The sequence below is a fragment of the Gordonia zhaorongruii genome (genome assembly GCF_007559005.1).
GTDB lineage: Bacteria > Actinomycetota > Actinomycetes > Mycobacteriales > Mycobacteriaceae > Gordonia > Gordonia zhaorongruii.
This window is the reverse complement of the sequence record NZ_CP041763.1, coordinates 1,172,907-1,185,823: the sequence shown is the minus strand read 5'-3', so window position 1 is coordinate 1,185,823 and position 12,917 is coordinate 1,172,907. Positions and strand designations below refer to the sequence as shown.

The following is a 12,917-nucleotide window of genomic DNA, read 5'->3' as shown; positions in this document are numbered from 1 at the left end:
TCACAGACCTCCCATGCAGGTGCGGAGCCGTTGCAGGCCGTCGCGGATCCTCGTCTTCACCGTCGCTGGGTTCACCGCGAGATCGCCCGCGACCTCCCCGTACGTGCGACCCCCGAAATAGGCGAGGCCGATAGCCTCGCGCTGCTTGTTCGTCAGTCCGTCCAAGCAGCGGCGGACGCGGCGGGCCTCGTCGCGGTCGACGGCCGACTCGCTGACAGAGTCGTATCCGGTCGGTCTGCGCGCCTCATATGCCAGGTCGCGGCGAGCGGCAGCCGCGTCGTGACGGACGGTGTCGACTGCGCGGCGATGAACGAGCGTCGTCACCCACGTAGTCGCGGACCCGCGTGAACGGTCGAAGGTCGACGCTGTCCGCCACACCTGCAGCCACGCGTCCTGCACTACTTCCTCGGCCAGCGGTCGACTCACCACGACGCGACGCGCGAGGGCCAGGCAGCGTGGCGCGAGCAGGTCGAACAGCTCGGCGTACGACGCTTTGTCGCCCGCCGCGACCCGTTCGAGCAGTTCGTCGGGTGCCGCGCGGGTGTCGGTCTCGTCCACAGATCTCACATCCTTGATTCGATGCCGGGCCGTCGACGGATCGGTGCGAGATCTCCACCCATCCGTCGCCCGTCCGGCTCCGAACCACAGGTTAGAGGGCGCGGTGCGCGCGCCGTCACCCGAGGAAAGGTCACACCATGTCGAATACGAGTCCGGTCCTGTCCAAGGCACGTCGTCCAGTAGCAGGCGGGGTGTTGGCGGCGGCCGCGGCGCTCGCGTTTCTCACCGCCTGCGGCGACGGCGACGACAACGATGCACCGACGTCCGGCGAGATGAGTCCGACGAGCGAGATGATGGCCCCGTCCGACACGATGGCACCCGATTCCATGTCCCCGTCCGACTCGATGTCACCGCCCGACTCGATGTCCCCGTCTGACTCCATGGCCCCGTCCGACCCGATGTCCCCGTCCGACCCGATGTCACCAGCGCCGATGTCACCGGAAGACGGTATGGAGAACTGATTTCGGCTGCTCCGGTCCCCCGTCTCGCCTCCCGATCCACGGATCGTCGGAGCCGTAGAGGCGGGGGCGGTGAGCAGGATCAACCGAACATGACTCCGCTCTGTGGGCATGGCCGGAGACATTGTCCCCTGCCGGGGGCACAGATATGTGCTATGAGCAGGCGTAGCGTCGAAAGTGAGGGCTATCCCGGCCTTCACCTTGGAGGAATGCACGATGACCACTCTCACTTCTCGTCTCCTACCCGCCGCCGGGCTCGCTGCCGTCGCGGTTCTCGGATTCACCGGGGTGCCGGCCGCCGCCGAACCCGCGGCCGAACCCGCATCCCTGTCCATCGACGGCGACCTGGAGATCGCCCCCGGCGTGCATGTGCTGAACATCGACGCGCAGGGAACGCGGACGGCCGACGGAACCACATCCGGCACGTACGTGGCCACCTTGATGAACGGCAGATCGAAGGTCCCGTTTCAGATCAAGGGCCCCGTCACGTGCATCGACACGCGTGACGACTCCGCGTCCCTCGTCTATCCGATCTCGGGCACGTCACCCCAGTTGGTGCCCGGCCCACTGCGGAATCAGCTCGCCGTGCAGATCTCGGTGCGAAAGGGCACTCCGGACCGAGTGGGTGTGATGGGACCCGCGCCCACCTCGTCGTTCCACGGTTGCGCTCCGGCCGCGACGCCGTTCGCGTTCCAGGGCGACTTCACCACCGATTAGACCACCTGCTCCGGACGCGAACGTGGCCGCTGCCGAATCCTCGGCAGCGGCCACATCGGTTATGAAGCTGTCGGTTGTGAAGCTGTTACGTCACGCTCGTGACTGCTGGAACTTTCCGACGATCCACAGCAGGATCACCGAACCGAGAACTGCGGTGAACAAGGTGAACCACCAACCGCCTGATGCGGTATCGAGGAAGAAGCTGAGGATGAAACCACCGAGCAGTGCGCCCACGACACCGATGACGACGTTCATCAGAATGCCGCTGCCCGAACCCTTGACGATCTTCCCGGCGATGAATCCGGCGATTCCGCCGATGATGATGTAGCCGATCCACCCGACGTTGGTCTGCATACTCGACCGAGCCAGAATCTCTGTTGCTGCAATTACATCCATGACTGCACCTTCTCCAGTTGGTCGTGATCTGTGTCATCACAGTATCGACTGATCTGGTGAATGGTGCGAGTTGCAACAGAACCGTGCTAAAGCCGAAACGCACCTCTCCCGGCGATCTGCGCCAGGTGGCGACGGATCGCCCGATCGGGGACGACGATGCTCGCCCGCATCAACGACGCCCACACCGGCGCGGGCCGACCGTTCACCACTGCGCCGATCAACCGCGACTCGCGGACCACTCGCCGCACTCGGGGACGACGCAGCGTCTCGTACCGCGCGATCGCACGGCCGAGGTCCTGCTCGGTGCGCAGGCAGGCCGCGACGGTGACCGCGTCCTCGATCGCCTGACAGCCGCCCTGGCCGAGGTGCGGACGCATCGGATGCACGGCGTCGCCGATCAGAACCGTCGCACCACTGCCCCAGCGGCGGGCGGTCGGCCGGTCGTACAGATCATTACGTAGGAGGTTGTCCGGGTCGGTTGCCGCTACGAGAGCAGGCAGCGGTTCGGCCCACCCCTGCACCAGTTCGCGAACGGCCCCGAGCTCGTCGTCGAAGACCGAGCCTTCGGGAAGCTGCGCAGTCGCGAACCAGTACGTCCGTTCCGGACCCAACGGCACCAATCCGAATTGCGAGCCCGGACCGAGTACCTCGCCTGCCAGCCGGGAATCGAATCCGCGGTCGGCGACGCCGCGCCACGCGGTGTAGCCGGCGTATCGATGCTCGAGTGAGCCGTTGATCGCACGGGCGAGGACCGATCGTGTTCCGTCCGCACCGACCACCAGGTCGGCATCGAACACCGCACCTGTCGACGACCGCACGCCCCGCGCACTCCCGGCGGCGACGACCTCGCTCACCCGGGTACCGGTCCGGACTGTACCGCTCGGAAGCAACCGGACGAGGACGTCGCGCAGCGCCGAGCGTTCGATCACGATGAGCGGCTCCCCGAGCGCCTCGACGAGCCGGTCTGCAGCGGGCCGCCGCAGCCAGCTACCGTCTTTCCATCGCATCGCGCCTGCCGTGATCGGCGCACCGGCGCGCCGCACCCGATCCCCCGCCGCGATCGCATCGAGCGCGGCGAGAGCATTGGGCCACAGACTGATTCCGGCGCCCGCCGAGGTGTCGTCACGTGCTTCGAGCACCGTCACGTCGTGTCCGTCGCGGTGCAGCGCCACCGCCGCGGTGAGCCCTCCGACACCGGCGCCGACGACGATGACCCGCACGCGTCATCACCGCCCTGCGTAGGTGCCCGGCCGCTTCTCCAGCATCGCCGTGACCGCTTCGCGATGATCCTCGGTCTGATGCGCCAGCCCCTGCATCGCCGCCGACATCTCGAGGAGTTGGTCCAGGGTCTGCTGGGACGACTCGCGCAACAGCTTCTTGGTCATCCGAACCGCAACCGGCGGGTTGACGGCGATTCGCTCTGCGAGCTGCCGTGCCGCGCCGAGTAGTTCGCCGGGTTCGACGACTTCCGACACCATGCCCCACTGCAATGCAGTGCCTGCATCGACGCGGTCGCCGGTCAACGCCATCTCGGCGGCACGGGACGGCCCGATGATGCGCGGCAGGAACCAGGCACCGCCGTCGCCCGGGATGATGCCGAGCTTGACGAAGCTCTCAGCGAAGAACGCGGTGGAGGACGCGATGCGCAGATCGCACATCATCGCCAGGTCGCACCCTGCTCCGACCGCGGGACCGTTGACGGCGGCGACCACCGGTACCTCGAGGGTGTACATGGCACGCGGAATGCGCTGAATCCCTTGTCGGTAGCCCACTCGCTGGGTGTGCCCGGCGCCGCCGAACAACCCATCCCCGGTAGCCATCGCCTTCACGTTGCCACCCGCCGAGAATGCCGACCCGGCTCCGGTGAGAATGACGGCGCGGACGCTCTGGTCTGCGTTCACAGCGTTCACTGCTGCGACGATCGCGTCGATGATCGGCTCGTCGGAGATCGCATTACGCAGGTCGGGAAGATTCAGCGTCCAGGTGACGATGTCGCCTTCGCGTTCGATCAGCAGTTCCGGAGATTCGCTCGTACTCATGCTCCGAACGCTACCGACTGGTCGACGTCGCCGTCCTAGCTCCGTGCAGGAAGATCCTCGGCGATCAAGCGAGCGAGTGCGGCCAACCGCATCCGGTCCGGTTCGATCGTGCTGATCCCGGCGGCTTCAAGCGGTGCCGACGTCACCGGCCCCACGCTGTAGACGCAGACCGGTCCCCGCATCGCTTCGATGAGATTCGCACGCACCCCGATATCGTTGCCCCGCAAAAGCATCGACGCCGCGGCTGGAGCCGAGGTGAACGCAACGGCATCCACTCGCGCATGTGCGACGCCATCGATCAGCGAATCCAGAGCACCCGTATCGGACGGCTGCTCCCACCGGTACACCGGCGCACCGATCACCTCAGCGCTGCGCTCGCGCAGGCCGGCCAGGAACTCCGGGTTGGGATCCCACGCGTCGATCGCGCCGTGCAGTTGCACGGCCACTCGCTTGCCTGCCAGGTCATCGGGGGTCAGGTGGGCCAGCACCTCGGCGGACGACTCCGATACGGGCGACCATTCCTCCCGCAGACCCGCTGCACGCAGCGCGCCGGTCGCCTTCGGCCCGCGGGAGATGACTCGTGCCCTCCCCAGAACGTCGAGTAGGTCGTCGGCGACTCCCCATTCCCGGGCCGCCTCGATCCAGCCGCGGAAGCCGATGCCGGTGGTCGCGATGAGAACGTCCGGAGGGGCGGCGATCAACGCACGGGTCGCCTCACGGAGCGCCCGGTCGTCAGTCATCGGCACCATCGAGATGGCTGCCGCCGACACCACCCGCGCTCCCCGTCGACGCAGGAGCGCCTCGAACTCGTCCGCTCTGCGGGACGCGGTGATGGCGACGGAGAATCCCGCCAGAGTCTGCGGAGTCGCCCGGTCGGGGCCGGATGTCATGAGTTCATGATCCCAGACGCGCGTGCCGGGGTGGTGAGACCGGGTGAGCCGCTGCCAGGAGACCAGCAGGAAACGCACCCGGTTACGTCCAGGAACGGTCCATACCTTGAATCCCGTGACGCCGACACGGTCGGAATCACACCAGAGAGAAGAACGAATCAAGGAGAGTCTCCATGCCGAACAACAGCACTCAGCATCGCCGCCAGCCGAGCCGGCACCAGCAGACCCCTCAGCGTCGCCGCCGGGTGCGCCAGTGGGACCGCCGCAACCGGCGCTGGACGTGGCTCTGGCGCTGACCGCATGACCGATCGACCCCCGCGTATGCGCCGGGCCTGCACTCCCGAGGCCCGGCGCATGCGGTCTCACCATTCGGATCTCGTTGTCCGACACCTCGACCCACAGGAGCACCGTGACCTTCCGCCAGGCAATCGCCCGTTACGGAGCGCTGGTTCGCAGGCATCGGCGCGCTCTCGTCATCGCGGGACTGCTGTTCATCATCGCGGCGATGTGCGACGCGGTCGGCGTGTTCGTGCTGTCCGACGTGGTCGACGGTGCCCTGACATCGAGTTCGTGGATCTCCATGGTGCCGCTGGGCGCCGCGTGGATCGGGGTCACCGCGGTATCGTCCCTCGCCGACTACCGCGGCCAGCTCATCGCCGCCCGCGCCTCGGAGTCGATCGTGCTCAGCATGCGCGACCGCCTCTTCGCACACGTCCAGCACCTTTCGCCGCTCGCCCACCGGCGACGCGGTATCGGCGATCTGGTGGTCCGGCACTCCGGTGACATCGAAGCCGTCGAGCACCTGATCTCGTCAGGGCTGCTGAGCGGCGTGGTCGCCGCCGCGAACGTCCTGGCAGTCCTGGTCGCCGCGATCTGGATGAGCCCGATCGTGACGCTCGTCGCCGTCGCGTCGGTGCCGCCGCTGTGGGCGATGTCCGCCTGGTACGGACGCAGACAGACCGACAGCACCTGGCGCGAGAGGACCGCCGACAGCACGCTCACCGACACCCTCCACGCCGCGCTGACCGGTCACGCGGTGACCGTCGCGTACAACCAGCAGCCCGTCGAGCAGCGGCAGCTCGCCGCTCGCGGACGGGAGTGGATGGACGCTCGCATCGCGGTCACCCGGGTTGAGGCCGGCTTCGGAGCCGCCCTGGGATTCGCCCAGGTGGTCGTGGCACTGGCCGTGGCGATCGCGGGAGTCTGGCAGGTACGGTCCGGCGCGCTGAGCGTCGGCCAGCTGCTCGCGCTCACCGGATATCTGAGCATGCTCTACCCGAAGGTCCAAGAGCTCGCCGACGTCCGCCTGTCGCTGGCAGCCACCGCGGTGAGCGCTGCGCGCATCGGCGAATTGATGGACGAGCCGGCCCACGCACCGGACCGTCCCGATGCCGTCGATCACACCGGCCCGGCCACGGCGGTGGCCGTCGAGGGCGTCAGCTTGGTGCACGGAACGAACACCGTGCTCGACGGCGCACACCTGTCGCTGCCACCGGGTCGGGTGACCGCGCTGATCGGCCCCAGCGGTTCCGGGAAGTCGTCACTGGCCGCACTGCTCACCCGACTCGACGACCCGTCCGGCGGACGCATCACGATCGACGGTCTCGACATCGCAGGCCTCACAGCGACATCGGTGCGCGACCGCATCACCCTGCTCCCCCAGTCGCCGGTCATCAAACCCGGCACGGTCGCCGAGAACATCGCCTACGGCAGACCCGATGCGACGCGGTCCGCGGTCACCGCCGCAGCGGAGGCCGCAGGCGCGACCGACTTCGTCAGCGCGCTGCCCGACGGCTTCGACACTCCGCTGTCAGGTGACGGACTCGAACTGTCCGGTGGACAACGTCAACGGCTCTGCGTGGCACGGGCGCTGCTGCGCGACACCCCGGTCCTGGTGCTCGACGAACCGACGTCGGCGCTCGACGATCAGACTGTCGCCGATCTGATCCCCGCGCTGCGTCGACTCGCTGCGAACCGGACCACGCTGCTCATCACCCACGACAGTCGCATTCTTCCGCTCGCCGACAGCGTGGTCGCGCTACGTGCCGGACGGATCGAGGACGCCGATCGCGTTATGCATGATCGTGCCGAGGTAGAGGATGCCGTCCCGCTCGGTCACGCTCGTGACGAACGAGTAGTCCACGTCGTCGGCTCGGACGTCGCGGACGATCGATCCGTCGAAGTCGATGCCGAGCACCCAGACGGTCTCCTCGGGAGCGGGTCCGACGCGCTCGGGAGCCCGCGCCAGGACCTTGCGAGCTCGCGGAGGAAGTTTGAACAGTCCTTCGAGGACGCTGTTGCGGGGTGAGGCGAGCGCCACCCACACCAGACCGTCGCTGCCGACCGACATGTTGTCCGGGTAGCCGGGCAGTCCGTCGATGAAGACGTCCGACTCACCCACTCGCTCACCGGCGAGCCAGTATCGGGTGATGCGGGCCGCGCCGGTCTCGGCGACGAGCACGAACGACTCGTCGGGCGCCAGCACCACCCCGTTCGCGAACTGCAGTCCGTGATGCAGGACCTGGACCGACCCGTCTGCACCGCGGCGCATCAGCCGGCCGGTTCCGGAGTGCTCGATCAGGTCCGCACGCCAGCGGTCGATGGTGAACCGCTGACTCGACGACGAGAAGTACACGGTCCCGTCAGCTGCCGTGGCCGCATTGCTCGCGAAGTGGAGCGGACGCCCGTCCACGGTGTCGGCGAGCACCGACACCCGCTGCTTGCCCGCACCCAGAAGCAGCAGCCCGCGGTCGTGATCGCAGAGCACGACCGACCCGTCAGCGCGCACGTCGAGTCCGAGTAGCCGTCCGGCGGTGTCGGCGAGTACCTCGACCTCATCGGTCGCGGGATCGACGGCGACCAGGCGGCCGTCGGAGAGCCCGGTGGCCACGCGGCCATCGGGAAGACTCACGACGTCCTCGGGGGCGTCGCCGGGCAGCTGGATGCGACGGAATCTGCTCACGGCCCATTCTTAGCAGGCTTTGATGGCCGGGGCGCCGACGCGAAAAATCTATATGCACTTTGTTTCACACAACGTTATTGCACATCAACTTGGTGCACTGATAGCGTGAGACTCATGGCACTGGAGCACGCCATCCTCGTCTCACTGTCCGAACGACCGGGGACCGGCTACGAGATCGGTCAGCAGTTCGTGCGCTCGATCGGCTACTTCTGGTCGGCGACGCACCAGCAGATCTACCGAACCCTGAAGAAGCTGCACACCGACGGGCTCGTCAGCTTCGAAGCGGTTCCCCAGGACGGTCGCCCGGACAAGAAGGTGTACACGATCTCCGACGCGGGCCGGCAGATGCTCGCCGACTGGGTCGGCACTCCCACTCCGCTCCCCCCGTTGCGCAGCGACCTCGGCGTCAAACTCCGTGCAGCTGAGTTCGGCGAACTCTCCGACGTCGTCACCCATCTCGCCGGCCATCGTGACGAAGCGGCCGCCATGCTCGAGACCTATCGCAGTTTCGAGCGCGATTACTACCCCGAACCCGACGCACTCACCGGTCGGAAACTGCACCAGTACCTGGTACTCCGCGGCGGCGTCCGCGCCGCAGCGGCGACTGTCGAATGGTGCGACGAGTCGCTCGCCGCACTTCAGTCCAAAGAATAGAAAGGTCCAGCCATGTCAGCCCCGACGGCCGAACCCAATGCCCCCGAACCCAACGCCCACTTCCCGCGCTTGTTCGAACCCCTCGAGATCGGCGGCATGACGCTGGAGAACCGCGTCGTCATGGGATCTATGCACACCGGTCTCGAGGACCGCGTGTGGGACACCCCGAAACTCGCGGCCTACTACGCCGAACGCGCGCGCGGCGGGGTCGGCCTGATCATCACCGGCGGATTCTCGTCGACGCGCACGGGACTGCTACTCCCCTTCGCGGGCAAGATGACCAACCACGGCGACGTACTGCGCCACCGCGAATTCACCAAGGCGGTCCATGCGGAGAACGGGAAGATCGCGCTGCAGATCATCCACGCGGGACGGTACGGATACACCCCGTTCAAGGTCGCCGCGGGCAGTGAGCCGTCACCGATCCACCCGTTCAAGCACATCAAGATGACCGAGCAGATCATCTGGCACGTCATCCGCTCGTTCGGCCAGGCGGCCAAGCTCGCACGGCGCGCAGGCTACGACGCGGTCGAGCTGATGGGCGGCGAGGGCTACCTCATCAACCAGTTCCTGTGCCCGCACACCAACGACCGCACCGACAAGTGGGGTGGCTCCACCGAGAACCGGCAGCGGTTCCTGCTCGAGATCGTCAAGGAGGTCCGCAAGCAGGTCCCGCGCGACTACCCGGTGATCCTCCGGCAGAGCGTCGCCGACTTCGTCAAGAACGGCCAGACGTTCGACGAGATCGCGTCGCTGGCGAAGCAGGTCGAAGAACTCGGCGTCGACGCCATCAACACCGACATCGGCTGGCACGAGGCGCAGGTCCCGACCATCGTGACCTCGGTGCCGCGCGGCGCCTTCGTGAAGTTCACCGAGCGACTGCGCGACGTCGTGTCTATCCCGCTGATCGCCTCCAACCGCATCAATACCCCCGATTTCGCCGAGGAGATCCTGGCGAACGGGAAGGTCGACGCGGTCTCGATGGCGCGCCCCCTGCTCGCCGACCCGGACTTCGTCAACAAGTCGCGCGCAGGCCGAGACGACGAGATCAACACCTGCATCGGCTGCAATCAGGCGTGCCTGGATCATGCGTTCGTCGGCAAGAAGGTCTCGTGCCTGCTGAACCCGCGCGCCGGCCGGGAGACCGTGCTGACGCTGGGCGCCACCCGTACCGCCACGCGCGTCGCCGTCGTCGGAGCGGGCCCCGCGGGACTCTCGGCGGCCGTGTCGGCCGCCCAGCGCGGACACCGCGTCGACCTGTTCGAGTCGGGCGATTCGATCGGCGGCCAGTTCTCCATCGCCGCCCGGATCCCGGGCAAGGAGGAGTTCAACGAGACGATCCGCTATTACACCCGCCAGCTTGAGGTCAACCACGTCACCGTGCATCTGCAGACACGGGTGAGCGCGCAGGAGATCATCGACGGCGGATTCGATCAGGTCGTCGTCGCCACCGGCGTGACGCCCCGGATCCCGGACATCGACGGCATCGACCATCCGATGGTCATGTCGTACGCGGACGCCGTTCTCGGCCATCGCGAGATCGGCAAGCGCGTCGCCGTGATCGGCGCAGGCGGCATCGGCTTCGACGTCACCGAGTTCCTGACGGTCGACGAATCGCCGACGCTCAACCTCAAGGAGTGGGAGCAGGAGTGGGGCGTCACCGACGACCTCGACACTCCCGGATTCCTCACCAAGCCGCGCCCGCTGCCGTCGATCCGCGAGGTCTACATGGTGCAGCGCAAGCCCGGTCGCCAGGGCAAGACACTGGGCAAGACGACCGGTTGGGTGCACCGCGCAACCGTGAAGATGAAGGGCGTGGAGCAGATCTCGGCTGCGACGTACGACCGGATCGACGACGCGGGCCTGCACATCACGGTCCATGACAAAGAAGGCAACGAGACCGGCAAACGTGTGCTCGAGGTCGACAACGTCGTGGTGTGCGCGGGCCAGGAGTCGGTCCGCGAGCTCGTCGACCCGCTAACCGAAGCCGGCGTGATCACCCACGTCATCGGCGGCGCAGATCTAGCCTCCGAACTCGACGCGAAACGCGCCATCCGGCAGGGCACCGAGGTGGCCGCCGGACTGCCGTGATGTGACGCGGGCGAGAGGTCGGGGCCTGCCTATGATGACCGCATGGCAATCCCCGAACCATCTCCCGCCGCACGCGCGGTCGTCACCGGCGCCTCGTCGGGCATCGGCGACGCGCTCGCTCGCACTCTCGCCTCGCGTGGCCACTCGCTGATCCTCGTCGCTCGACGCGGCGAGATCCTCGAAGCCCTGGCAGCCGAGCTGCGCACCGCGCACGGTGTCGAGGCGGAGGTCCGCGCAGTGGATCTGTCGGACGCCGCGGCCACCGCAGCGCTGGCCGATGAGCTCTCGGGTCGTGAGATCTCGATCCTGTGCAACAACGCGGGCATCGCGACCTTCGGGGCCGTCGCGGACCTCGATCCCGACTACGAGCGCGCACAGGTCCGCTTGAACGCGAACGCCGTGCACGATCTGACGCTCGCGGTGTTACCGCAGATGACCCGGCGCGGCAGCGGCGGAATCCTCATGGTCGGCTCGGCCGCAGGCAACATGCCGATCCCCAACAACGCGACCTACGCCGCGACCAAGGCGTTCGTGAACTCCTTCAGCGAGTCGCTGCGCGGCGAGCTGAAAGACACCGGAGTCCACGTCACGCTGCTCGCACCCGGCCCGGTACGCACCCAGACGCCTGCCCAGGAGGACGAGTCGGTCGTCGACAAGATGGTCCCCGACTTCCTATGGCACTCATCGACCCGAGTGGCCGAGATGAGCCTGGACGCATTGGAACGCAACAAGATGCGCGTGGTACCCGGCACCCTGTCGAAGGCGATGTCGGTGGCGGGCGGCTACACGCCGCGCGGGATCGTCGCGCCGATCGTCGGGACCTTCTACGGCAAGCTCGGGGAAGGCGACTGAGCGACGCTGAACCGCCCGGCACTACAGTCGTAGGCGTGCAGGACAAACTCGTGTGGATCGATTGTGAGATGACCGGGCTCGACATCGGGTCCGACAAGCTCATAGAAATAGCAGCGCTCGTCACCGACAGCGACTTGAACATCCTGGGCGACGGCGTCGACGTGGTGATCCACGCCGACGACGCGGCTCTCGCGGCGATGCCGGAGGTCGTGGTCAAGATGCATGAGGCGTCCGGACTCACCGACGAGGTGCGTGAATCGGCGGTGACGCTCGCCGACGCCGAGAAGATGGTGCTCGACTACCTGCGCGAGCAGATCGACGGCGAGGGATCGGTTCCGCTCGCCGGCAACTCGATCGCCACCGACCGCGGATTCATCGCGCGCGACATGCCCGAACTCGACTCGTTCCTCCACTACCGGATGGTCGACGTCAGCTCGATCAAGGAACTGTGCCGCCGATGGTTCCCGCCGATCTACTTCGGTCAGCCGGACAAGGGCCTCGCCCACCGCGCACTGGCCGACATCCGCGAGTCGATCCGCGAACTGCGCTACTACCGCGCCGCCGCATTCGTCCCGGCTCCCGGACCGGACGCCAAGGCGCTGGAGACGATCGTCGCCGACCTCGGTCCTGCCTGACGCGCGTCGCGCGAACACGCTGGTCGCAATCCGATTGGAGTTTCCATCGAGGGACCGGCTAGAGTATGAGCCTGGCTCGGCCAAACAGTGTGTGAACACTGGTCGTCCGATGCCGATGGTGGGTGTAGTTCAGTTGGTAGAGCACCAGGTTGTGATCCTGGCTGTCGCGGGTTCGAGTCCCGTCATCCACCCCGCGGAAACGCCCGGATCGCTCACGCGATCCGGGCGTTTCTCATGAGCTGTCGATATCGGCGTCTCCTGTACGTCACCATGGTGTCGGGCCGAACGGTTCGACACCGAACCACAGGAGGAAATCGTGAAGTACGCACTTCTACTCATGGGCCACATCGACGATCCGGCGTGCGGGAAGGGCGGCGGGGCGAGTCCCGACGAGTTCTTCGCGTTCGATCAGGAGATCACCGCTGCGGGCGTCGTCGTCAGTTCGTTCGCACTCGAGGATCCCGACCAGTCCGTCGTCGTGCGCAGCGATGACTCGGGTGAGCGAGTGGTCTCGTCAGGTCCGTTCGCCGAAGTCCAGGAGTTCGTGGGCGGCGGCTACATCATCGACGTCGCCGATATCGACGAGGCGATCGCCTGGGCTCGCAAGAGTCCCGGATCGGCGCTCGGCGGACACGTCGAGATCCGGCCGGTAGCGCCGTACTGAC

General features: G+C 67.1%; 14 protein-coding genes, 1 tRNA gene and 1 pseudogene. 9 read left to right on the top strand and 7 right to left on the bottom strand.

The genetic code is table 11. The features are described 5' to 3' along the window. Both FO044_RS05370 and FO044_RS05365 read right to left on the bottom strand, forming a co-directional pair. On the bottom strand, window positions 1–558 hold the full coding sequence (locus tag FO044_RS05370) for a sigma-70 family RNA polymerase sigma factor (RefSeq protein ID WP_143965377.1): 558 nt from the start codon (window positions 556–558) through the stop codon (window positions 1–3). 130 nt (window positions 559–688) lie between these two features. Then, window positions 689–940: a hypothetical protein gene (locus FO044_RS05365; RefSeq protein ID WP_143965376.1), complete on the bottom strand. Its 252-nt coding sequence runs from the start codon at window positions 938–940 to the stop codon at window positions 689–691. 292 nt (window positions 941–1,232) lie between these two features. Here FO044_RS05365 and FO044_RS05360 point away from each other — a divergent pair, with 292 nt between their 5' ends. Continuing rightward, entirely contained in the window at window positions 1,233–1,733 is a 501-nt protein-coding gene (locus FO044_RS05360) for a hypothetical protein (protein ID WP_132993726.1), read from the top strand. 90 nt (window positions 1,734–1,823) lie between these two features. On the opposite strand, the gene FO044_RS05355 is transcribed toward FO044_RS05360, so the two are convergent. The 4 genes from FO044_RS05355 to FO044_RS05340 form a co-directional block, all read right to left on the bottom strand. Beyond that, entirely contained in the window at window positions 1,824–2,129 is a 306-nt protein-coding gene (locus tag FO044_RS05355; RefSeq protein WP_132993727.1) for a GlsB/YeaQ/YmgE family stress response membrane protein, read from the bottom strand. A gap of 86 nt (window positions 2,130–2,215) precedes the next feature. Continuing rightward, on the bottom strand, window positions 2,216–3,349 hold the full coding sequence (locus FO044_RS05350; protein WP_143965375.1) for an FAD-dependent monooxygenase: 1,134 nt from the start codon (window positions 3,347–3,349) through the stop codon (window positions 2,216–2,218). A gap of 6 nt (window positions 3,350–3,355) precedes the next feature. Further along, window positions 3,356–4,168, bottom strand: a complete 813-nt coding sequence (locus tag FO044_RS05345) for a crotonase/enoyl-CoA hydratase family protein (protein ID WP_143965374.1) — start codon at window positions 4,166–4,168, stop codon at window positions 3,356–3,358. A gap of 35 nt (window positions 4,169–4,203) precedes the next feature. Further along, the gene (locus FO044_RS05340; RefSeq protein ID WP_143965373.1) at window positions 4,204–5,058 is read right to left on the bottom strand and encodes a uroporphyrinogen-III synthase; all 855 of its coding nucleotides are present in this window, start codon (window positions 5,056–5,058) and stop codon (window positions 4,204–4,206) included. Window positions 5,059–5,231: 173 nt separating this feature from the next. On the opposite strand from FO044_RS05340, the gene FO044_RS15215 reads away from it, so the two are divergent. Beyond that, complete coding sequence (locus FO044_RS15215; RefSeq protein WP_280525864.1) at window positions 5,232–5,354, top strand: hypothetical protein; 123 nt, start codon at window positions 5,232–5,234, stop codon at window positions 5,352–5,354. A gap of 113 nt (window positions 5,355–5,467) precedes the next feature. Next, on the top strand, window positions 5,468–7,366 hold the full coding sequence (locus FO044_RS05335; RefSeq protein ID WP_425323585.1) for an ABC transporter ATP-binding protein: 1,899 nt from the start codon (window positions 5,468–5,470) through the stop codon (window positions 7,364–7,366). Window positions 7,367–7,375: 9 nt separating this feature from the next. On the opposite strand, the pseudogene FO044_RS05330 reads toward FO044_RS05335, so the two are convergent. After that, window positions 7,376–8,020 (bottom strand): annotated as a pseudogene (locus FO044_RS05330) (SMP-30/gluconolactonase/LRE family protein); the annotation flags it as partial. Between the two features lie 114 nt (window positions 8,021–8,134). On the opposite strand from FO044_RS05330, the gene FO044_RS05325 reads away from it, so the two are divergent. The 6 genes from FO044_RS05325 (at window position 8,135) to FO044_RS05300 (ending at window position 12,916) form a co-directional block, all read left to right on the top strand. Next, window positions 8,135–8,674 (top strand): PadR family transcriptional regulator, encoded by a 540-nt coding sequence (locus FO044_RS05325; RefSeq protein ID WP_132993732.1) that lies wholly within the window; start codon window positions 8,135–8,137, stop codon window positions 8,672–8,674. Window positions 8,675–8,686: 12 nt separating this feature from the next. Continuing rightward, a complete protein-coding gene (locus tag FO044_RS05320) occupies window positions 8,687–10,765 on the top strand; it encodes an NADPH-dependent 2,4-dienoyl-CoA reductase (protein ID WP_143965371.1) in 2,079 nt (692 codons plus the stop codon). 42 nt (window positions 10,766–10,807) lie between these two features. Next, window positions 10,808–11,617, top strand: a complete 810-nt coding sequence (gene cmrA, locus FO044_RS05315) for a mycolate reductase (protein ID WP_143965370.1) — start codon at window positions 10,808–10,810, stop codon at window positions 11,615–11,617. A 35-nt stretch (window positions 11,618–11,652) separates the two neighbouring features. Continuing rightward, on the top strand, window positions 11,653–12,252 hold the full coding sequence (gene orn, locus FO044_RS05310) for an oligoribonuclease (RefSeq protein WP_132993735.1): 600 nt from the start codon (window positions 11,653–11,655) through the stop codon (window positions 12,250–12,252). Window positions 12,253–12,370: 118 nt separating this feature from the next. Then, a tRNA-His gene (locus FO044_RS05305) sits at window positions 12,371–12,443 on the top strand. A gap of 125 nt (window positions 12,444–12,568) precedes the next feature. After that, entirely contained in the window at window positions 12,569–12,916 is a 348-nt protein-coding gene (locus tag FO044_RS05300) for a YciI family protein (protein ID WP_132993736.1), read from the top strand. The last annotated feature ends 1 nt before the right edge of the window (window position 12,917 follow it).